This is a genomic window from Hoeflea sp. IMCC20628, assembly GCF_001011155.1.
GTDB lineage: Bacteria > Pseudomonadota > Alphaproteobacteria > Rhizobiales > Rhizobiaceae > Hoeflea.
The window spans coordinates 3,761,776-3,781,942 of the sequence record NZ_CP011479.1 but is presented as its reverse complement, the minus strand read 5'-3'; the positions used below and the strand labels follow the sequence as shown (position 1 = coordinate 3,781,942).

Below are 20,167 nucleotides of genomic sequence, written 5' to 3'. Positions count from 1 at the left end.
GGTCAAACAAGGCAGCCTTTGGTTCAGGTTGCATCTTATATTTGACTTTTGCCCAGGTAATGAGCATACGCTCATTTCCCAATTGCGTGTTTATGTTAATAGATGCTTAAACCGGACTGGCTTTGCGCGCGGGTCGAGCGGTTTATTCCCACAGGGACAACGCGCGCTCAACGGAGTGACTGACTATGTTAAACGAGTTCAAGGCATTTATCGCCAAGGGCAATGTCATGGATCTGGCTGTCGGTGTTATCATCGGCGGTGCTTTCGGTCTGATTGTCTCATCCCTGGTGGATGACATCATCATGCCAATCGTCGGCGCCATTTTCGGCGGCATGGATTTTTCCAATTTCTTCATCCCGCTTGCGAGCGGTGTGACGGCAACAACGCTGGAAGCTGCCAAGGAACAGGGCGCTGTGCTTGCCTACGGCAATTTCCTCACGGTTCTGATCAACTTCCTGATCCTGGCCTGGATCATCTTCCTGATGGTCAGGGCGGTCAATTCGATGCGCAAGGAACAAGAAGTGGCTCCGGCTGCTCCCGTTGCGCCGCCTGCTGACATCGCACTGCTCAGCGAGATCCGTGATCTCCTGAAAAAGTAAACCTTCGGGTTTGGACATCAGTCTGCGTATGGCGGGCTGGGTACGAAAATGAAAATGGCCCCGGCTTGACAATGCCGGGGCCATTTTCATTGCGGATGTCTGGCGCATCAGAAATTTCCATGGATTGATAAGGCCAGGAGGGATGCAGTCATCAGTCCGAACAGCTATGAGAGGCAAACGGAGTTTGCCATGAATCAGTTTGACAGTCTGAGCCGCCGGGCCATCGAAGCCCCTGAAAGCGGTATCGTCACGGTCGTCAATCACGGCCGCCTCAAGCCCGGGCTGATCCCGCTGTGGGCAGGCGAGGGTGACGAGTCGACACCTGATTTCATCGCCCGGCCAGCTGCCGATGCGCTTCTTGCTGGTGAAACCTTCTACACTTGGCAACGCGGCATTCCCGAACTCAGGCAGGCGCTGTCAGACTATTATGCCCGCCATTTCGACCGGACACTGCCTCTCGATGCCTTTTGCGTCACGGGCTCGGGCATGCAGGCGATCAAGATCGCCATCGAGGCGGTGACCAATCCCGGCGACGAAGTCATCCAGATCACCCCCGCCTGGCCCAATTTTGCCGCGGCGCTGGGAATGTCGGGCGGTGTTTCGGTTGCAGCGCCGCTTGATTACGCCGACGGTCGCTGGAGCATCGATCCGGACCGGATCGCCAGCGTGATCACACCCAAAACCCGCGCGCTGTTCATCAACACTCCATCCAATCCGACAGGCTGGACGGCGACACGGGACGATCTGGTGGCAATCCTTGAGTTGGCCCGCAAGCACGGCCTCTGGATCATTGCCGACGAAATCTACACCCGGTTTTTCTACGCCGGAGGACGCGCGCCTTCGTTCCTCGACATCATGGATGACGATGACCGGATCATGTTCGTCAACACTTTCTCCAAGAACTGGTCGATGACGGGTTGGCGGGTCGGCTGGATCGTGGCGCCGCCTTCGATCATCCAGGTTCTTGAAAACAGCGTCCAGTACCAGACATCCGGCGTTCCCCAGTTCATGCAGAAGGGTGCCTTGGCAGCACTTGAGCATGGCGATGGCTATGTTGATGCACAGATAGCCAAGGCGGCTGCAGCGCGAGATCTGTTCTGCGATGCGCTGACCGGCACGAACCGGGTTGTGACCCAGAAACCTGACGGCGCTTTTTACGCATTCTTCCGCATCGATGGCGTCACCGATACCAAAGCTGCGGCAATCGATATTGTAGATCGCGCCGGGGTGGGGCTGGCTCCCGGCACGGCTTTTGATCAGGGCGGGGCTACGTTTCTGCGCGCCTGTTTCCTGCGCCGCCTCGATCACATCGAGGAAGCCGCTGGCCGGTTGGCAAGGTACATTTCCTCGTTGTAGCGTCCGTCTCCGACCAGTCTGTTCCCCGGCAGCACTGCCATCGTTCATCGTTTCTTGAATTTTGATGTGCATCCTTGCATGGTAAAGACACCATCGAGGGATTGACCATGACAGTTCTGGTAACCGGGGGAGCAGGATATATCGGCAGCCATATGGTTTGGGCCTTGCTGGATGCTGGCGAGGACGTGGTTGTGGTCGACCGGTTGTCAACCGGTTTCGATTGGGCCGTAGCGCCTGAGGCGAAACTCGTCTGTGCTGATGTGTCTGATACCGGCGCCATTGCCGAGCTCATTCAGGCGCATGGCATCGAGGCGATCGTTCATTTCGCCGGCTCGATTTCCGTGCCGGAATCCATGGCCGATCCGCTCGGTTATTACCAGAACAACACCGCCAATTCTCTGGCGCTGATCCGCACGGCCATCGAAAACGGCGTCGGCAAATTTGTCTTCTCGTCGACCGCAGCTGTCTATGGCAGGACGGAAGGCAACCAACCCATTGCCGAAGCCACGCCAACATTGCCGCAATCGCCTTATGGCCTGTCCAAACTGATGACCGAAACCATGTTGGCCGATGCAGCCGCCGCGCATGATTTCCGCTATGCGGCGTTGCGTTATTTCAATGTGTCCGGCGCTGATCCCATGGGACGGACCGGCCAATCGACGCGTGGCGCCATCAATCTGATCAAGGTGGCGACCGAAGCCGCTATGGGCAAGCGTGATGGCATTGAAATCTTCGGCACCGATTACCCCACCCGTGACGGCACCTGCGTGCGCGATTTCATTCACGTCACCGATCTGGTCGCCGCGCATCTGGATGCGCTGTCCTACCTGCGGGCTGGCGGCGACAGCCTGATTGCCAATTGCGGCTACGGCCGCGGCTACACCGTGCGCGAGGTTCTCGACTCGGTGCGACGCATCAGCGGACGGGACTTCGATATCCGTCTCGGACCCCGGCGGGATGGCGATATTGTCACGTCGGTCGCCGATTCAACCAGAGCCAGAACCGTTCTTGGTTGGCGGCCGCAGCATGATGATATCGACAAGATTGTCAGCAGTGCCTTGGCCTGGGAGGCAGCCTTGTTGCGCAGCAATCATGCAGGTCTGCAGTCTGAAGGCGAGCAATCGGCTCGAACAGTGCTCGATTGGTCGCCGCCTCATGATGCCCTGGATGAGGATTCGCGCAATGCCGGGGTGCCACAAGCCGCTCTGGCGAGGCGTTAGAAACGAGCGATGCTCAAACTCCGCCGGATTTCTGTTTCGGGTCAGTTCGCAATCGGTTTTAGGTTGCTGAATTCCGGCATACGCTTTTCGCCGCGCGCGATGAATGCCTCCTTGATGTCATCGGGACGCAACATCGCGGCGTTCCACACCGAGACATAGTCCAGCGCATCCGCAGTCGAGTGATCGCGGGCATAATTCGCCATCGTCTTGCATCCGGACACGGCGAGAGGTGAGTGCGCGGCAATCTTGCGCGCGATCGCCATCACTCCATCGAGCAACGCCTCATGGGTCTCATACACCTCGTTGATCAGCCCGATTTCCTTGGCCTTGGCTGCCGGAAGCCGCTCGGCCGTATAGGCCATCTGCCGTGCCCATCCTTCGGGGATCAACCGCACCAGACGTGGAAATGTACCGACATCGGCGGTCATGCCGATAGCAGTCTCCTGAACTGCGAAAAATGCGTCCTCAGACGCGTACCGGCAATCACAGGCAGTGACCAGATCGACACCGGCGCCGATGGCGCCACCTTGGATGGCGGCAAGCACCGGCTGGCGGGCGCGTTCGATGCAGGAAAATGTTTGCTGCAACGCCTTGATCTTGTGCCGGAATGCCTCCGCCGAAACATGCTTATTGGGCCCATCCGCATCAAGCGCGCCGCTCATGAACACCGAAACATCCATGCCCGAGGTGAAATGCTTGCCTTCCGACGAAATCACGATGACCCGCGCTTCTGCGTCGTTGGAAATCCGGTCAATCGCCTCCGGCAGTTCTTTCCAGAACTCCATCGTCATCGAGTTGGCTTTATCCGGCCTGTTGAAGCGGATATGGGCGATGTGGTCGGCAATCTCGAGCGCGAAGCAGGCATAGGTCATGATGGACTCCCTTTGCCTCCTTTTATCCTCCAATCCCGGTTTGAGAAACCGTGGATCGAGCAATTCCCCCCAATGAGTTGTCGCCTCCGGCGCCCGTGTAAACTTGACTCTCGCGGGTTTATTGCGGCGCCGCGCCTTCATCGTTTCCGAAAACCGGCGGTCCTCCGCAATGGCTGGTTTTCCTGTCGCTGGAGGAAGATCTTCGACATGGGGGGCATTCGGTCAGAAACAACCGTGATCAAGGCTGTGGGGTAGCAATGACAAACTGCGCACGCACGGGCAAGTGGTCTGACGCAATGCGAGTCAAACCGTTCAACACTGGGCCACAGGATTTCAGATGCGCATGGTCAGTGTAGAAAATCCGGTCGAGTGAGGCGATCGGATTGCCAGCGGGAAATGTCTTTCCGCAGGCGGCCTCATGCAGGAAGTCTCGAAACGGCTTCAGGCTCCACCGTGACTTTCCCCAGCAATTGAAATCGCCCAATATAAATGTAGTGCGTCCCGATTCTATATCTGCCGCTTCCATCAAGACCTCAACCTGGCGCCGGCGATAGGGCGCCAGGATTCCGAGATGGGCAGAGATGATCCGGATTTCAGTCCCGCCATGTGCAAGATCGACAAGCAGACCTCCGCGGGGCTCAAGACCGGGCAGTTCAATGATACGGGCGTCCAGAATAGTCATCTTCGGGTTCACCAGAAGAATGTTGCCATGCCATCCAAGCCCATTCTGATTATGATCCAAAGCGACAGTGTGCATGGACGTCAGATGTCGAACTTGCTCTGAATTGAAAATGGGTTGGCGCTGCTTGAAGCGATAATCGGCTTCCTGCAGGGCGACGACGTCAACATCCAGATCTGATACGGATTCAAGAATACGTTTCGGATCGCGCCGATAATCACGGCCGATCGCTTTGCGAACATTGTAAGTTGCAATGCTTAGCGACGTGGCTGTTTCGGTGACCGGTTTCATATTTTGAGCCATGTCAAAAATTGTCATATTCCCTTGTTCGATGCATCATCAAATACAGGTGGCAATGGCGCAACTCGGTCCACGTGACGGAGCTATCCAGTCGTCCCGCGACGCAGACATTGCTTCAAACGGACTAGTTGTTCCGCCACCCAAATAAATATGGGAATGATTTGAGCAATTGCCAGTGTGTCGGAAGACGGCAGATTGTGCTGTATTCGAGCAAAGCCGAGGCAATAACAGGCATGCAAATGCGGCAAGCTGTCGTTTGGTCATGAACGGCTATAGTCCTCTCAGAGAAGCCACTCAACCGGCAGCCATCCGATGACCGCCAGGGCCATCCGCTTGAGCATATTTGAGCCGGGTTCGTTTCTTGTTTTTGCGCCTGTCGTGAGATCAACCCACACAGTATGCCCCTTGTTCAGTTCAACGCGCCAGGCCAATCCAGCCAGTTCACGATCGAAGGCTTCATGTATTCCCCTGGCCATTTGTTCACTGTTGATCAACAGGCCCATTTCAGTGTTGAGCGTTGTCGACCGGGGGTCGAAATTGAATGATCCCACGAAGATGCGCTTGCCATCGACAGCGAATGTTTTGGCGTGCAGGCTTGACCCTGAAGAACCAAAGTGTCCGAACATCTTGCTTGGTGGTTCGGGTGCGGCTTGCCTCCGCAGTTCGAAAAGCCTTACCCCGGAGCGAAGCATTCTTTTTCTGTATTTGGTGTAGCCCGCATGGACCGGCAGCACGTCGGTCGCTTCCAGCGAGTTTGTCAGCATGCGCAATGCGACACCCCGCGCCTTCAGTGCATTAAAGGCTTTGACCCCGGCGATGCCCGGCACCAGATAGGGTGATATCCCGTCGAAGCGGGATTCAATCTTTCCGACAGCCTGCATCAAACGCACGGCAAGCAGATCCTCACGCGGCACGGCGCCTTCGCCCTTGACCGGGTCGTCGCTGACCAGAATAGCGGTTGTCCACTCCAGTTTCAGATCGCCCTGGGCCAGGGCTTCGACGATGTCAGGTGTTTCGTGTAGTGCGCGATGAGCATTCAGTCGCGGACTCTTCTGACGTCTGGCCAGTCCCTCGCAAATAGGATTTTCTGCCTTGGTTTTGCCAAGGATCGCGCCTGCGGGATGCACCGATGGGGCTGCCCAGTAACGATCGAATTCTGCTGAAACGTCGGATACAGCTTTGCCCACGGCGAGAACGTCCAGATCGATAAAAAGCGCTGCTTGTCCTGCCCCGAAATACTCATCACCCACATTGCGTCCGCCGAGGATCGTCGCGTGGCCATCTACCGTGAACGACTTGTTGTGCATCCGGCGGTTCAGCCGAAAGAAGTCGAAGCCATAGGACAGCATCTTCAGGCGCCGCAGGTTGAACGGATTGTAAAGCCGGACCTCGATATTGGGGTGGGCATCCAGATATGCCAGTTCGCAATCAAGGCCGGATACGCCGTTGTCGTCGAGCAACAACCGCACCCGCACACCACGGTCCGCTGCGCGCAACAATGCGTCCAGCAGCAGGTATCCGGTCAGATCATTGTGCCAGATATAATATTGGGCATCGATGGATGATATGGCTGCATCGGCGAGAGAGACCCGTGCGGCAAAAGCATGTGCACTTTCCTGGAGCGGGGCGATGCCTGTCAGTCCCGCATGGTCTACGCTTAACTTGGAAAGAGCGACAGCCAACGGACCAGACCCTGCCGGCCGCTTCGCGATCGTATCAGAGCGTCCTCTGGGGGTTGGCAGTGCAAAGACAAGGCGGCAGACAATCACCGTCGCTGTCACCAGGAGCACCAGTCCAAAAATATAATACAGGGCGTGAAACATCACATTCTTTCTGGGCGTTTGACGCTGCTGGCGACATCATGAAATCTGTGTGTCTGGCCCGGTCCATGAAGCTCTGAGATGCAGTCACGCATTGAAGCGCTCCCCGACCGTGATAGCGGACTGCTTTCTGGCTGCATACCATTCCCGGATAATGCGAACATTTTTCTCGAATTTGCGGATTGCCAAGCAGACCAGCTTGGCCGCCGCCCTTCCTGTCGGCAATGAGCATCGTAACGTTAACCCCGCGGCGATCGGCCTGTGCGATTTTGCGGCACGACCCAAACCGTTCGTGATCCCCTTTATCGCCGCCACCGGTTTCCAGCTGAAGTGATTGCTCATGCTGTCTGGCTTTATCTTCGTTTCCCGCTCAGCTTGCGGATGGTCGAAGACTTACTGGCGGCGCGCGGAATCATTGTCTCGCACCGGACAGTCCGCCTTTGGGCCGAGAAATTCGGTCGCCACTTTGCCAATGAAATCCGGCGACGTTCAGCCGGAAAGCTTGGCGACAAATGGTATCTCGATGAAGTCGTCATCACCATAGGCGGCAAGAAGCACTGGCTGTGGCGGGCCGGCGATCAGGATGGCTTCGTTCTTGATGTTCTGGTGCAGACCCGCCGTTATACCAAGGCCGCCAAACGTCTGATGCGAAAGCTTCTGAAAGTACAGGGTCAAGCACCCCGTGTGATGATCCCCGACAAACCCGGATCCTACGGCGCGGCCAAACGCGACATCATGCCCGGCGTCGAACACCGTTCGCACAAGGGATTGAATAACCGGGCGGAGAAGTCCCATCAGCCGACACGAAGGCGAGAGCGCATCATGAAGGGCTTCAAATCAGCTCGACATCTCCAGCGTTTCGTCTCCATCCATCACCCGGTCGCAAACCTCTTCCACATTCCACGCCACGATATCCCGTCCCACCATCACCGTGAAATGAGAACCGCAGCGATGCAAATGTGAGGTGAGGTCGCGCGCCTGCAGGCCGCGTGAGAGGAAGCGGCGAGTGCCAGCTTTGGGCAGTAGCCCTTTAACTTTACGGTGCCACCGTGCCGCCACTCTGGCCGAGTGAGGCGATCTCTGAGCAGCCCAATAGATTGCTGTTACTGGAATACTGAGACGAGTTTGAGTTCAGCTGTCATTGCTTTCACCATCGATTGACAGACAGGCGCTGTGGTTTCGGGCGGCCCGGCTGAAGGTGAACTCAGAATTGAATTTTCAGTGTCGCGTTGCCACTGAACGATTTCCGCCCCTCGCCATGGTCAGCGCGCATATCCAGATCAAGCCAGCCTCTTGCGCCGACAGCAACAATGGCGCCTGCTCCGGCATAGAAAGCGCCCGTATCCTCATTCCCCGATTCAACAAACCGCGTGACGCCGAGCAGTGAAACCTCTGCCGCCCGATCGCCAACGAACGACCGGTGGGAATAGCCCGCCCGCAGGCTGACGGGACCGATGACGGTCATCTTTCGCGCGGCGATCTCGACAGCTGCATTGAGAACCCCGATTGACCGCACTCCGACAGTCGCGTTGGCATAAGCACCGTTCTCGCCATATCCTTCGATCCAGCCGGCGGCATAACGCAGTTGCGCCGAGGGCGTGATTGTCCAGGCGCTACGGCCGGCGAAATCGGCACCAATCGCGGCATGCGGTATGGCAAACCAGCTACCGTGCGCATTGTCGGTCCAGGACACGCCTGCAACGGCGAGGTTGTGGTTCACGAAGCGGCGATCGTCGTGAGAAATGCCGCCACCGATGACGCCGAAGTCAAGCCAGCCCCCCCACTGTCTTGCATGGCCCTGAAAACCGGCGAAAAAGCCGGTTCCGTCCGATTTGAAAGATTGGAGGAACGGGGATTTGGCACCGGCTTGCGTGGTAAAGATGCCTGCGAGCAGCCCGGCGGAAAATTGACTCCCGGCCCCGAAATTGTGCCCGGTGGCGAGGCCGCCGATCTTTACGGTGCGGTCGAGCGTTGCAATGTCACCGGAATGATCCGCAGCCGCACCGAAAGCCGACACCCACCAGCCGTCACCGGTTTGCAGTCCGCGCGATGCGGTCGAAGCGAGCGCGTCGGAAACATCCCCGAGCGCATCTTGGGAGACATCCAGCAAGGTCGGATCGTAGGTCGCCACAAGCATCGTGCCCGGATCGTAGAAGACCGGTACCCGGTTGCCAATCAGCACCGGCGCCCCACCGGCCAAGGTGCCCGACGACAAGTCCCAAAGAATCGAGTGCGAGCGACCGGTGGTGATCGTGACGCGTGTGTTTGCACCCAGCGCCAAGCGACCGCCAATAAAGGCTGGTGCAGACAGAGCCAGTTCGTTGTTGGCTCCCAGTGCAATCGCATCGGATTGTGCGCTGACAATACGACCGTTGTTCCTGATCAAATTATTATCACCGGCCGTTATGCCAGCCGCGCCGATGCCGCCGGCAAGGAGGGTACCGGAATTGACGAGCAGATTGCCGTTTCTCGCCAAAATGCCATGAGCGTTGTCCCCGGTGGTGGTGACACGCCCGGAATTGTCTACGAAATTTCCATCTACCACCAGGATGCCATAAAAAGCCAAACCGCTGGTGGCGATAGTGCCAGAATTCCTCACCGTGTTGTTGTTGACCGCAAGAATTCCGAACCCGGCCACACCATCGGTTTCAATGCTGCCAATGTTGACTGTCCGTCGTCAGATAAAATGGGACATCAGAGCGGCTTGAGTATTGGAGGCTCTGGTTCGTTTGTGTGACTGATTATGCCGCTTGTTTTTGATGGTGCAAGCGACGTTGGCGGATTGTCAGCTTCTTGATCTCTTTCCTTTCTCTCAAGATGGCTTTGTCGCGCCCAAAGTAGACGTCGGCGGGTGTGACGTTCTTCAAGCTCTCGTGGTAGCGCCTGTTGTTATAGTAGTCGACGAAGGCCTCGATCTGGCGTTCAAGATCGCCTGGCAGATAGTAATTTTCCAGCAGGACCCGGTTCTTCATCGTCTGATGCCATCGCTCGATCTTTCCCTGGGTTTGCGGGTGGAACGGGGCTCCACGAACGTGATCCATCTTCTTGTCCTCCAGCCATTCAGCCAAATCGCCAGAGATGTAACATGACCCGTTATCGCTGAGCAGGCGCGGTTTGTGGCGCACGACGGCCTGGTCGCAGCCCGATGCCTGAAGCGCCAGTTCAATGGTGTCTGTCACGTCCTCGGCCCGCATGTTTGTGCAAAGCTTCCAGGCGATGATGTAGCGGCTGTAATCGTCCAGGATCGTGCTGAGGTAATACCAGCCCCACCCGATGATCTTGAAGTAGGTGAAGTCGGTCTGCCACATCTCATTGATGGCGATAGTTTTGTCTTTGAACTCATTGGCTGCCTTGATCACCACATAGGCCGGTGCGGTGATTAAATCGGCTTCCTTCAGGATACGATAAGCCGATGATTCAGAGACAAAATACCGCTTCTCATCAGTGTATTTGACTGCCAGCTCCCGGGTCGTCAGCGCCTCGTGTTCCAGCGCGAACTCAATCAGGTCATCACGCCGGTCTTGGGGGATACGGTTCCAGACCGACTTCGGCCGTGGAGACCGATCATCCAAGGCAACAACCCCACCGTCGAGGTAAAGATCATACCATCTGTAAAAAGTGGTGCGCGGTATGCCCAGCATATCGAGGGTCTGCTTGGTTGGCAGGTGCGATCCTTCGACCGTGCGAATGATCTCAAGCTTCTCGGTCGCAGGGTATCTCATGCCTCGTCCTCCCCAGCACCTGTCATGCTTTTTTTGAGCAGGCGGTTCTCCAGGGTCAGATCGGCGACGCATTCCTTCAACGCCAAGGCTTCAGAGCGAAGGTCCTTTACTTCCGGCGACGTCGCTTGCCGTGCTGTGTCACCCGAGAGCCGGCGCTTGCCTGCTTCCAGGAACTCCTTCGACCAGCTGTAATACAGGCTTTCGGCGATACCTTCGCGGCGGCACAGCACCGAGATGCTTTCCTCTCCACGCAAACCCGCCAAAACGATACGGATTTTTTCCTCCGCTGAATAGGTCTGGCGGGTCTTGCGGCGGATGTTCTTGACCAGCTTGTCAGCTGCGTTCTTCGATGTTTCAGGCTTCTGTCTCATCTCGATCTCCCAATCGGTAAGATGAACCAGAAATCCTCCGTTGTTCAAATCCTCAAATCTGTCCCACGGGCGCTGACGTCAGACAAGTCCGCCTTTTCTCTTCCACCCAGCGGGTTATCGTCTCGGACAATAGTGGAGTATCAACGCTGGAAATTTGAGTGTCAGATTTGACGACAGGTGTCTTAACGACGTCTCCCTTGTTCCAGGCACGTATCGCATCGGTTGCTTTTATTCTGGCTGATTGGAGCTCACGAATGAGCCGCGGCCAGCTTGGAGAATCAGGGGCGAGCTTCAGATTCACGTTAGTCCATGTCAGGATTTCGGCTGCTTCGTCAGAGAAAAACTCGTCTTGAATACCGCGAGCCAGATACTCGCGGTTTACGCCGTCAAGCGTGTCGGTTAGCTCAGCACGTTCTTCAAATGAGCTTCCTTCGAAACCCGACAGCCTGATCTCCTCGTCTTCGTCAAGGATATGGGCATAATAAACCTCGCCAATATATTCGATTTGCGCTGGAGTAAGCTCGGCAAGTGCTGGTTCTGCCTCGCGTTTCAGCTCCTGTCGATGAGCTTCAAATAGGCGATCAATCCTTGCAGCTTGTATCCGAACCCTCCGCACGGCCTCCCGGTAATCCTTCGTCTTGAGCGAGAAGGTTTCTTCGGTTTTGGGGTAGGTCGCCTTGATGTCAGCAGGGATAGCGGCGCGATGATAGAAGGTCGCTCCACGACGAAAGAGGCGGGGATGTCCAGGCATCGATTCCATTGCTCCACTGTAACAGTGTGATGGAACAGTGAGAAGGATTAGCCCTTCAAAACCAACAAGTTATTGATTTCTAATGCTTGAAACTGGTGCTGCCGGAGAGATTCGAACTCTGTCAAATATGCTCGCAAACGCCCGGAAAACAAGGATTCTTAACCGCCGAAATTAAACGATGTGTACCCATAGCGTGGACCCATACGAACTGCAAGGCTTGGCATTGTTCGCGGGTCAGAGAGAGCTCAGATGTAGGACTTAGTGCGCATCAAATACAAGTAGATGCGATCACGGGCACTTTGTTCCAGAGTTGGGGGAATTTCATCAAATTCAACGGAACAAGAAGCCGTCAATTCTAGCCAGCACATCTGCGTGAGCATCAATAACAGGGGGCTGAATTGTCAGAATGTTAAGACGCATTGGAGGATTATCATTCGAGTTTGGTTTGAGTTGAATGCAGTAGGTACCCAAATGGATTATCCCGTTCCACATAATGAAGCCGAGCGACTTGAAGCGCTTCATAAACTGAAAATACTGGATACGGAATCTACGCCAGAATTCGATGCCATCGTAGCTTTAGCAGCTGCAGCCTTTGAAGTCCCAATGGCATTTATTTCCTTTGTGGATCGTGATGTTCAATGGTTCAAGGCAAAGTTCGGATTTGACGGAAACGAGACCTGTAGAGACAATGCTTTCTGCAACTACACGCTCGTTGATAGCGGAGCCCATGTTGTTGAGGATGCAACGCAGGATGAACGATTTCGCGACAACCCTTTAGTCACAGGCGAACCATTTGTCCGTTTTTATGCCGGAATTCCGTTGTCGTTAGACGGGAAAATTAATATCGGGTCGCTTTGCGTTGTCGACACAAAACCCAGAAGAGTTACAAAAGCCCAACTGAACCAGTTGACGCAGCTTCGGGATATTGTAGTTGGTCTTGTCCGCGCACACGTGACGGCGATCGAAGCCAAGTCCGCTGAGCGGAACGCTCGTCAGCGTCGCAAATTGCTTTCTCAAGTTGAAAGAATGTCTGAAATTGGTGCCTGGTCATTAGACACAGGGAGCTTCGTGACCATATGGTCACCGCAAGTATTTGCCATACACGAACTCGCTGGTACTCAACCGCCTAGTCTTGAGGAGGCAATAGCCTTTTATCCGGAAGACGAGAGGGAAAGGCTAACTCAGAAGATCAATGCGTGCATTGAATACGGCACATCATACGAGATCGAGTGCGACTTCATCACAGCGAAGGGAAACAAGCGGCGCGTCCGCTCAATAGCAGAAATAGAACACGGCGAAGATGGCACTAAATTCCTCATTGGTATTATCAAGGACATTACCGATCAACACGAACAAGAACAAAAGCTATGGCATGCCGCAAACTTGGACAGTATGACGGGAATTGCCAATCGGCACTATTTTCACAGCGAGATCGAGAAGCGGCTTAATGCCGATGTCGCTGAAAACGATCAGATAGCTTTGTTGATGATTGATCTCGATAATTTCAAAAACATCAATGACAATCTCGGCCATTTGGCAGGTGATCAAGTCCTTCGCACCGTCGCTCGGAGAATTGACCAATCGATCCCCGGAAATGCATTTTGTGCGCGCCTCGGTGGCGACGAATTTGCTGTACTGCTGACTACGCTGCCTGACACTCAGATCGCAGAAGAGCTTGCGACCAAACTGGTTGATAAGATTAATCTGCCGATAAAGTACGAACAGCATGAAATTCGCGTAGGCGCTTCGATTGGCGTATCGACACACGATACTAGTACTGCCACTGAAGACGACCTGTTTCTGAAATCGGATTTGGCTTTGTATCATGTCAAGCAGAATGGGCGATGCAGTGTAAAAGTGTATGACCCTGCGATCACCGATGCTTTTGAAGAAAAGCGGCAGTCTGTGCTGCTTGTCAGGTCAGCTATTACAAAGGAACGGCTGGAGCCGCATTATCAGCCGATCATAGACCTCAAAACACAAGAGATTAGCGGTGTGGAAGCCCTTGCCCGCATTCGCAACAATGACGGTACGGTATCGGGGCCTGCGGACTTCTGGCATGCGTTATGCGAACCACAATCGGCCAGGGAAATCGATGAGGTGATGCTCGATCTTGCGCTGCGGGATTTTTCGCTCTGGAAGAGTTGTGGTCTCGATATTGATTTTGTCAGCATCAATGCCTCCTCCTCATGTATTCAGTCAGATGCCTACGCGGATAGGGTCCTGAAAGGACTGACCAGGCATGGCCTATCGCCAAGCGACCTCAAAATCGAAGTTGTTGAAAGCGTCTTTCTGGGGAATGAGAGTCTGGGCGTTCGCAACGTACTTGAGCGTCTCTCTACGGAGGGCATCCGGATCGCACTTGATGATTTCGGTACGGGCTTCGCCTCGCTTAGTCATCTTCGGGATTACCCGATTAATTGCATCAAGATTGATAAATCCTTTGTTCTGGGCCTTGGTCAAAACAGCAGCAATACGGCAATTGTTCAGGCTCTCGTGGGGCTGGGGAGGTCAATGGACCTTGAAGTGATCGCCGAGGGTATAGAGACACAGGGTCAGCTTGAATTCGTCTCGGCGCTTGGCAGTCACTTTGGTCAGGGTTATTATTATGCAAGGCCGATGGATGCGCAAAGCCTTGCCCAATTTCTGGGTGCCAAGAGTGAAATGGGGTCCGGGAAAGAGTCAGCTTCTTAGCTGCGGGCCAGTAAGCAGCCAGTGGTGTATCACGCGGGATCGCGAATTACAGACATCTGTTGCGGCGGCTGCTTCCTTGATAATTCATTCGAGTAACGGAGCCTGAAAAAATCATGAGTGGCAGCCAAGGCACATTCAATGCCGTCCGTCAGGCAGCATACGCGTATGCGAACAAGAGCGGAAAAAATGCCGAAGGCTTGCGGCGGGCGTGTCAAGCTGCTCTCCAACATCGGCGGCGGGAATTTGGCTCCGAAGGCGTCAGCGAAGAGGAAGACAAGCGAGTTATCAACGATGTCGTCAACTGGACGATGCGGCGATACAACCCACCAAAATGGAGGCCTGAGCGAAGTCGAGAAGAACGTGCTGCAGCATTCCTAATGACCCCAGAGGCTTTCGAGATGGCTGGTGAAATCTATGGAAAGGCAACGGTCAGGAACGCCGCCAAACTCACAGGTCAATCAAAAAGCACAGTAGCAAGACACCTGAAGCGACAGGGTATTGCACCGCGCCGAATGGCAAAGATAAGCAAGCTTTCAAAGCCAGCCCAAAAACTTGTTGGGATTCTGGATGCGACGTTTGATCGAACTGACGCTGGACTGATGAAATTGGTCGATCTGGCAAACGCCTTATGGGAACGAGATGAGGAGCGGATCGTTCCGAAATCAACCCAGACTTCCAGGGTTGCCAAGCTCCGAGCGCTGATAAGCGAGGTGGTGATCGCCAAGATCGGGCACAATATTGTCACGAAAGATGATTTATGCGCGGTCTTCCGGGAGCGCCGATTTGGATCACTTTCAGAAGCCGCAACATGGATTGATGAACAAGCGCGCCTCAATGTCTATGTTTCGATACAGCAGCCATCACGGCCCCGAGATCAGAAAATCAAATACTTTTGGGCGGACCCAATTGTGCAGGATGTCATGACGCTGATGGATATGGGCTACAGCGGCGTTTTTCTCCCTCTCGATCGGTTGGACGCTCTGTTTCGATTTGAGAAGCCCTTGTTGGATATGAGCCCTGTGTTGCCTTGGATCGTACGCGCCTATGAATCAAATTTGCCCGGTGACATGTGCGAGCGGCTGCAGTTTCTTGCAGCAGATATCACTGATCCGACTGTCCGGGAGGCGACATACATAATTGCGCTCAAAATGGTCGAACTCGACAAATTCATGGCGAGTTACCCCGCTTGCTATGATGTTTTCGTTACAGTCGATTATGCGCTCAACGTTATGGACAAAGTTGCCGAAAAAGCCCCAGAGAGCTATGCGAGGCTTGCATACGTTCGAGATTGGTTTGAGTCGATGGAGGGTTATTATGATGAATCCCAGGAGGCGCTTGCACGCATGCTTGATTTGGAAAAATCAGGCGAGTGGATAGCCCCAGACCGGGAAACACTTGCCCAGTATCTGCCAATTCGGAACGAAACGGACAGCCAATAAAACGATAAAAACTAATAGCTTAAGTATTTTTTGTCCCGTTTTCCTTATATAGAGTATATTATTAGGCTGTTTAGGGGGGGCGGTGGAGGGCTACGTTTTGGCCTGGACGCGGGTCCACATCATCACCAGCTCTGGCACGGTCGTCCAGCCTTCAAACCTAGCGGTTTGGGAGACGCGAGTGCAGCAAAGCAATTTCGAGATTTCAAGCCATTCGGACGGCTCTTTCCAACACAACTTTACTTTTACAATTCTCTGATATTTTTCCCGAGAACTCAATAGAGCGGGGATATCGGAAAAAGCACATGATTACGCCCGAAAACTTCAAAGCCAAACGCGATGTCCGTGCTCGAATGGGCCAGCAGCCCATTTGAAGTTTATAGTGGCTGAAAAGGCTCGCAGGGAAGCACGTACAGCACGTTTGGCTTTTCAGATGCCCACATCGTCTGAGTGATCTATTCGTTGTCAGTCGCAGTCGTACCGCAATGCGCACTTTGTAAACGGCGTAACCGCCCTTCACTTTGTTTCGGCCCTATGGGTGACGGTCGCTGTGCTTGGCGGGATTATGTAGGCATCGGGGCCGACAGTGGTCCGTCCACTTTTAGGACCTGACCTACGATAGCTGCCATTCAGTGGTAAATCGGCTAGGGACAGCAACTAACCCCAGTTTAGTCGTTCGACAACAACTTCGCAAAACCCGACTGCGATTGTAATCCACCGACCAGATATTGGCAGTCTTTAATGAGGTAGCCAAGCTTCACGATGGCGGTGAGGCAAGACCATACTTAATCATAAGATCGTCGGACTTCAGAATCCGAACTGAAATGTCGCTTTTCTGAGATTTTCTTACAGCCTCTTCGATCCGCTCTAACTGATCCTCTTTGAAATGACCGTCTAGTACGAGGACCAAAATGCCAGAAGTTTTAGGATGCACGATTTCGCGAGCGGACGAGATGTAAGAGCGCAACTGTATAAACCCGTCTCGGAGCCGTCGTGAGAAATCAACTTGTGGGCGAACTAACTTTATCTCCGCAATAATCGGGCCTGAGGAGCCCTCGATCAGTCCATCAACGCGAGCCGTGCGACCATTGGGCATGGGGAATGCAGCATCTCTTCGAATTGAGCTTTTGTATTCGTTCTGCAATTCCTGCATTACAAGCCCTTCAATCATATAGGCATAAGCAGCGAAATTTTTTGAACTGAATTGAGATTTTCTCTTTAATTGAAAAGCGGACAACTCCTGTTCGCTGCTCGGTTCGCTTTCTTCCTCCACACCCGCTGACCCAGTAAGTGGGCCATTGGTGGCACCTTTTCCAGACGAGACCTCATCGTCACCGAGCGCGAGGTCTGTGTTACCTTCCGCAGTTTCACCTTCTGCGATGTACTTTCTACCAATCGCAGCAGGATCACCTGAAGTCAGGAAACTTTCGTCGGTCCTAAAATCCAGGGACTATAAAGTTTCCGGTGGTGCCATGTTACCAAGTACAGAAACGCCAACAGGATTCCGACTGGAAAGCAGATGATAAACCATACCAAGCGCTCTTGATTGTCGGGTGTAAGCATATCAACGGATGCCCCCAAAAGCAGGGCGGAAATCCCGTATATGAGAGATATGAATAGCGCGATGATCCCAAGTGGATTTCGTGCACTAAAGTTCTTCATAGCTATTTTCCGTCTGTTCTAGGAGATTTGCGATGATGTCTATGGTATAATATCTACTTTCGCATGTACCGTTTCACAATCGATAATTGCTGACCTATCCGCTGTTGCCTAGTGATGGAAGTGTGGCTGCATCATCATAAATACTCCCTGATTTCGCGAACTGGGACAACATGGCGATAGCGAGCTTACGGCCTCTCTGTGAAACGTCGGCTCTAATCTGGTTCAGCCAGAAAGCAGCCAATCCGCCAACGACCCTATTCGAGATGTGAAGAGTATAGCGGATTTACGGTCACTTCCTATGCTCGATAGCCCCCGACCTCAATAACCGAGATGGACGCGCAAATCAGTCTCGGAGCTAAGAGGGGTTCGATGTCTGCTCAGAGCCGAAATCACCAATGCGAAAAACCAGGTCAAAAATCCTTACGGGGCGGGGACCTGACCTTGGCTGTAAGCGCGAGGAAATGACCGCGTGGGGTAGGAGGCTGCTCGACCGAACTAGTTGGTATGTTCTCAATGGACCAGAGGCGGACAATGCTCTAATTGTTGGCCTCGCCCCTGTGCGTGCGCACCAATAATTGATATCTGCTACGAGCTAGGAATTGAAAATTGAGCGAGATCGATCCAAAATATAACGAAGAGCGTTTACGGTCGCTTTGCAAACGATATCAACGTAAGTCTGCTGTGATGAAGGAAATTTGTGATCGCCGCCACGACAAGTCCTTAAAGGTCTCCTTTGTCAGGGACTTCCTTACGGTCACAGCGTCTGCGCTATTCTTGGTATTGACTTTTTTCGGGAATACTCAGCTGGCGTCGGCACTAGAAATAACTCAGAACGTCGCGACCATTACCATAAGTTCAGCGACTTTTCTACTTCTAGCCTCTTCTATCTGGCAGCTTTCGGCTGATCGGATGACTACGTTTCAAAACTATAGAAGCATTCAAGATTTTGCAACTTTATCAAATAGAATTGAATACATTACTAGCGGAGTCTCGTTTGATGACGCAGCAGCGACATATTGGGCGAAGGAGATCACTTCATCATATGAAAGCGCAGCTAGGGATATACCCAGAATTACTGATAAGGAACATTTAGCGGCAAAGAAGCGCCTGGAATGAAAAACTATCTCAAAGCGCTAGCGTTACTCAATGAGCAGCCCATGGTGGCTGCGTCTATCGAGACATCGATCAAAGCTGATTTGCCAAATTGGTGCATCGTAGGCGGTTTAATTCGAGATTTTGCTTGGGGGAAATTATTGAGCCGTTCAATAACTCCGCGAGACATTGACCTTATCTATTTTGACGGGAAAGACACATCACCTGAAACAGATTGGGAGATAGAGAGCGATCTTCAAAGAACGTCTGGGTTGCCATTTCGAGTTAGAAATCAGGCAAGGATGCATTCATTCAATTCGGAGGAGAGATACTCAAGCGTTATCGACGCGATGTCAAAATTTCCCACTACCGTAAGCGCAATTGGCATTACAAGTAATCGAAAACTCGATCCAATTATTTTTTCAGTATTTGGATATGAAGCATTATTCAATCCTGTTTTTCAAATAACACCACATTTCATTTCTAATAATAGGCGCAGCGATTTCATTAAGTATCTGGATCGTAACAAGCTTCGTCAAAGATGGGAAGAAGTTCCAGTACATGCAGAAATTGACTGCAGAGGTACTAAGAAATCTGGGATGTTCTGTGTCGCTACATCTTGACGAAGTCGCGGAGATGGCGGTTTACAGACCTTCGTGGTGGTGCCCACCAAGGATTGCATAGCGGTTGTTTCCGCCGTTTGAATCCCGTCTGAATGAAATAAAATAGCTATTTCTGTTTCAAGGCGTCTCAACTAACCGTTTGATGCGACAGCAAATATGTGAAAAGTTGGTGATCGGGAGGCGGTCAGGTGGTGCCCAGTCTGCAATCATTTCGCGAGCGTTTGTCAGAGAAAATGGACGATCCATTGGCGCGTCCATTTGTGTGTAGGGGGTCGCCTTATAACTGCAAGGCGTTCATTGTTGGTATTAATGCGGCTACCCCTTTAGGGCCATTTCTAGACTATTGGTCTGACCAAAGTGGATTTGTTTGGGGTAAATTTAAAGAAGACTACAAAAACACTAGAAAGAAAGAAGGTAACAGGCGGCCAATCGAAGCAATCTCTGATGGCTACGGCGGCGCTTTAGAGACGAATGTTTGCATGAGACCATCTCGCAAAGCGAAGGAACTCACGGAAAGAGATTGGCAGAACAGTCTCCTTCCCTTCCTATTTAACGAATTAAGGCCAAAGGTTGTTTTTGCACATGCTTTGAGACCGATAGGGTATTGGGAAGGCGTGACTGGATGCCGAGGCATCGATATGATGCCACAGCAGGCAGAATGGATGGGTCACAAGTTCTGGCTCTGCGGCAGACCCGGAGCCCTATATACACTCGGAAGCCCTGACGCATATGCCTACGGTCGGCACCTCAAGGCTCTAGATGCGATCTAGGACAACTATTGCGATGTCCGCTGATGAGACAGAATCACATTGGTCCGCTTCAAGCGCAAGTCCGCGGTCCTTCTTTCGCTGTCGCAACACCTTTTCGTATATCTCACTGGCACGGTTGATTTGGATAGCAGACCTTCCGTTCACTGCCGACGACACCAATGTCTGCAAAGGGCGGTGAAAGCAACTATGAGGGTTTGGCA

At 53.3% G+C, this 20,167-nt stretch carries 17 protein-coding genes; 10 read left to right on the top strand and 7 right to left on the bottom strand.

Annotation, left to right across the window (positions count from 1 at the left end):
- Window positions 1–185: 185 nt before the first annotated feature.
- The 3 genes from mscL to galE all read left to right on the top strand — a co-directional run bounded on the left by mscL (window position 186) and on the right by galE (window position 3,175).
- Window positions 186–599 (top strand): large conductance mechanosensitive channel protein MscL, encoded by a 414-nt coding sequence (gene mscL, locus IMCC20628_RS17800; RefSeq protein WP_047031325.1) that lies wholly within the window; start codon window positions 186–188, stop codon window positions 597–599.
- 189 nt (window positions 600–788) lie between these two features.
- The gene (locus tag IMCC20628_RS17795; protein ID WP_047031324.1) at window positions 789–1,955 is read left to right on the top strand and encodes a pyridoxal phosphate-dependent aminotransferase; all 1,167 of its coding nucleotides are present in this window, start codon (window positions 789–791) and stop codon (window positions 1,953–1,955) included.
- Window positions 1,956–2,062: 107 nt separating this feature from the next.
- Window positions 2,063–3,175, top strand: a complete 1,113-nt coding sequence (gene galE, locus IMCC20628_RS17790) for a UDP-glucose 4-epimerase GalE (protein WP_082128211.1) — start codon at window positions 2,063–2,065, stop codon at window positions 3,173–3,175.
- A gap of 41 nt (window positions 3,176–3,216) precedes the next feature.
- Here the strand turns inward: galE and IMCC20628_RS17785 are convergent, their stop codons facing one another.
- From IMCC20628_RS17785 to IMCC20628_RS17775, 3 genes are all read right to left on the bottom strand, one after another.
- Window positions 3,217–4,047, bottom strand: coding sequence for a crotonase/enoyl-CoA hydratase family protein (locus IMCC20628_RS17785; RefSeq protein WP_047031323.1), 831 nt, complete (start codon window positions 4,045–4,047; stop codon window positions 3,217–3,219).
- Between the two features lie 238 nt (window positions 4,048–4,285).
- A complete protein-coding gene (locus tag IMCC20628_RS17780) occupies window positions 4,286–5,044 on the bottom strand; it encodes an endonuclease/exonuclease/phosphatase family protein (protein WP_082128209.1) in 759 nt (252 codons plus the stop codon).
- A gap of 263 nt (window positions 5,045–5,307) precedes the next feature.
- Window positions 5,308–6,849 (bottom strand): phospholipase D family protein, encoded by a 1,542-nt coding sequence (locus IMCC20628_RS17775; RefSeq protein WP_082128208.1) that lies wholly within the window; start codon window positions 6,847–6,849, stop codon window positions 5,308–5,310.
- A gap of 196 nt (window positions 6,850–7,045) precedes the next feature.
- On the opposite strand from IMCC20628_RS17775, the gene IMCC20628_RS25830 reads away from it, so the two are divergent.
- Together IMCC20628_RS25830 and IMCC20628_RS17770 are read left to right on the top strand one after the other, a co-directional pair.
- The gene (locus IMCC20628_RS25830; RefSeq protein WP_280949421.1) at window positions 7,046–7,180 is read left to right on the top strand and encodes a hypothetical protein; all 135 of its coding nucleotides are present in this window, start codon (window positions 7,046–7,048) and stop codon (window positions 7,178–7,180) included.
- Entirely contained in the window at window positions 7,177–7,809 is a 633-nt protein-coding gene (locus IMCC20628_RS17770) for an IS6 family transposase (RefSeq protein ID WP_245307813.1), read from the top strand. The genes IMCC20628_RS25830 and IMCC20628_RS17770 overlap by 4 nt, the downstream gene beginning before the upstream one ends.
- Before the next feature lie 241 nt (window positions 7,810–8,050).
- On the opposite strand, the gene IMCC20628_RS17765 is transcribed toward IMCC20628_RS17770, so the two are convergent.
- Window positions 8,051–9,232, bottom strand: a complete 1,182-nt coding sequence (locus tag IMCC20628_RS17765) for an autotransporter outer membrane beta-barrel domain-containing protein (RefSeq protein WP_156174567.1) — start codon at window positions 9,230–9,232, stop codon at window positions 8,051–8,053.
- Here IMCC20628_RS17765 and IMCC20628_RS25195 point away from each other — a divergent pair.
- The gene (locus IMCC20628_RS25195) at window positions 9,197–9,583 is read left to right on the top strand and encodes a hypothetical protein (RefSeq protein WP_156174566.1); all 387 of its coding nucleotides are present in this window, start codon (window positions 9,197–9,199) and stop codon (window positions 9,581–9,583) included. The two genes, IMCC20628_RS17765 and IMCC20628_RS25195, sit on opposite strands and share 36 nt — an antisense overlap.
- A 4-nt stretch (window positions 9,584–9,587) precedes the next feature.
- Here the strand turns inward: IMCC20628_RS25195 and IMCC20628_RS17760 are convergent.
- Together IMCC20628_RS17760 and IMCC20628_RS17750 are read right to left on the bottom strand one after the other, a co-directional pair.
- Window positions 9,588–10,939, bottom strand: a protein-coding gene (locus IMCC20628_RS17760) for an IS3 family transposase (protein ID WP_156174385.1) whose coding sequence is annotated in 2 segments (ribosomal slippage) — window positions 9,588–10,603 and window positions 10,603–10,939 — 1,353 coding nt in all. Because the reading frame shifts where the segments join, the coding sequence is not laid out codon by codon here.
- 52 nt (window positions 10,940–10,991) lie between these two features.
- On the bottom strand, window positions 10,992–11,699 hold the full coding sequence (locus IMCC20628_RS17750; protein ID WP_052766517.1) for a DUF6538 domain-containing protein: 708 nt from the start codon (window positions 11,697–11,699) through the stop codon (window positions 10,992–10,994).
- A 462-nt stretch (window positions 11,700–12,161) separates the two neighbouring features.
- Here IMCC20628_RS17750 and IMCC20628_RS17745 point away from each other — a divergent pair, with 462 nt between their 5' ends.
- Entirely contained in the window at window positions 12,162–14,384 is a 2,223-nt protein-coding gene (locus IMCC20628_RS17745; RefSeq protein ID WP_197078332.1) for an EAL domain-containing protein, read from the top strand.
- 113 nt (window positions 14,385–14,497) lie between these two features.
- Window positions 14,498–15,823: a hypothetical protein gene (locus IMCC20628_RS17740; protein WP_047031318.1), complete on the top strand. Its 1,326-nt coding sequence runs from the start codon at window positions 14,498–14,500 to the stop codon at window positions 15,821–15,823.
- A 754-nt stretch (window positions 15,824–16,577) separates the two neighbouring features.
- On the opposite strand, the gene IMCC20628_RS17735 is transcribed toward IMCC20628_RS17740, so the two are convergent.
- The gene (locus tag IMCC20628_RS17735; RefSeq protein WP_156174565.1) at window positions 16,578–17,093 is read right to left on the bottom strand and encodes a hypothetical protein; all 516 of its coding nucleotides are present in this window, start codon (window positions 17,091–17,093) and stop codon (window positions 16,578–16,580) included.
- Between the two features lie 995 nt (window positions 17,094–18,088).
- On the opposite strand from IMCC20628_RS17735, the gene IMCC20628_RS17725 reads away from it, so the two are divergent.
- Window positions 18,089–18,598, top strand: coding sequence for a hypothetical protein (locus IMCC20628_RS17725; RefSeq protein WP_156174564.1), 510 nt, complete (start codon window positions 18,089–18,091; stop codon window positions 18,596–18,598).
- Window positions 18,595–19,197 carry a nucleotidyltransferase family protein gene (locus IMCC20628_RS24795; RefSeq protein ID WP_082128206.1) on the top strand — a complete coding sequence of 201 codons (603 nt, stop codon included), beginning with the start codon at window positions 18,595–18,597 and terminating at the stop codon, window positions 19,195–19,197. The genes IMCC20628_RS17725 and IMCC20628_RS24795 overlap by 4 nt, the downstream gene beginning before the upstream one ends.
- The last annotated feature ends 970 nt before the right edge of the window (window positions 19,198–20,167 follow it).

Bases quoted from the DNA above. Each gene is read 5' to 3' on its own strand.
- IMCC20628_RS17785 (WP_047031323.1), bottom strand. From the start codon at position 4,047: ATGACCTATGCCTGCTTCGCGCTCGAGATTGCCGACCACATCGCCCAT.
- galE (WP_082128211.1), top strand. From the start codon at position 2,063: ATGACAGTTCTGGTAACCGGGGGAGCAGGATATATCGGCAGCCATATG.
- IMCC20628_RS17745 (WP_197078332.1), top strand. From the start codon at position 12,162: ATGGATTATCCCGTTCCACATAATGAAGCCGAGCGACTTGAAGCGCTT.
- IMCC20628_RS17795 (WP_047031324.1), top strand. From the start codon at position 789: ATGAATCAGTTTGACAGTCTGAGCCGCCGGGCCATCGAAGCCCCTGAA.
- mscL (WP_047031325.1), top strand. From the start codon at position 186: ATGTTAAACGAGTTCAAGGCATTTATCGCCAAGGGCAATGTCATGGAT.
- IMCC20628_RS17740 (WP_047031318.1), top strand. From the start codon at position 14,498: ATGAGTGGCAGCCAAGGCACATTCAATGCCGTCCGTCAGGCAGCATAC.
- IMCC20628_RS17750 (WP_052766517.1), bottom strand. From the start codon at position 11,699: ATGGAATCGATGCCTGGACATCCCCGCCTCTTTCGTCGTGGAGCGACC.
- IMCC20628_RS24795 (WP_082128206.1), top strand. From the start codon at position 18,595: ATGAAAAACTATCTCAAAGCGCTAGCGTTACTCAATGAGCAGCCCATG.
- IMCC20628_RS17780 (WP_082128209.1), bottom strand. From the start codon at position 5,044: ATGACAATTTTTGACATGGCTCAAAATATGAAACCGGTCACCGAAACA.
- IMCC20628_RS17775 (WP_082128208.1), bottom strand. From the start codon at position 6,849: ATGTTTCACGCCCTGTATTATATTTTTGGACTGGTGCTCCTGGTGACA.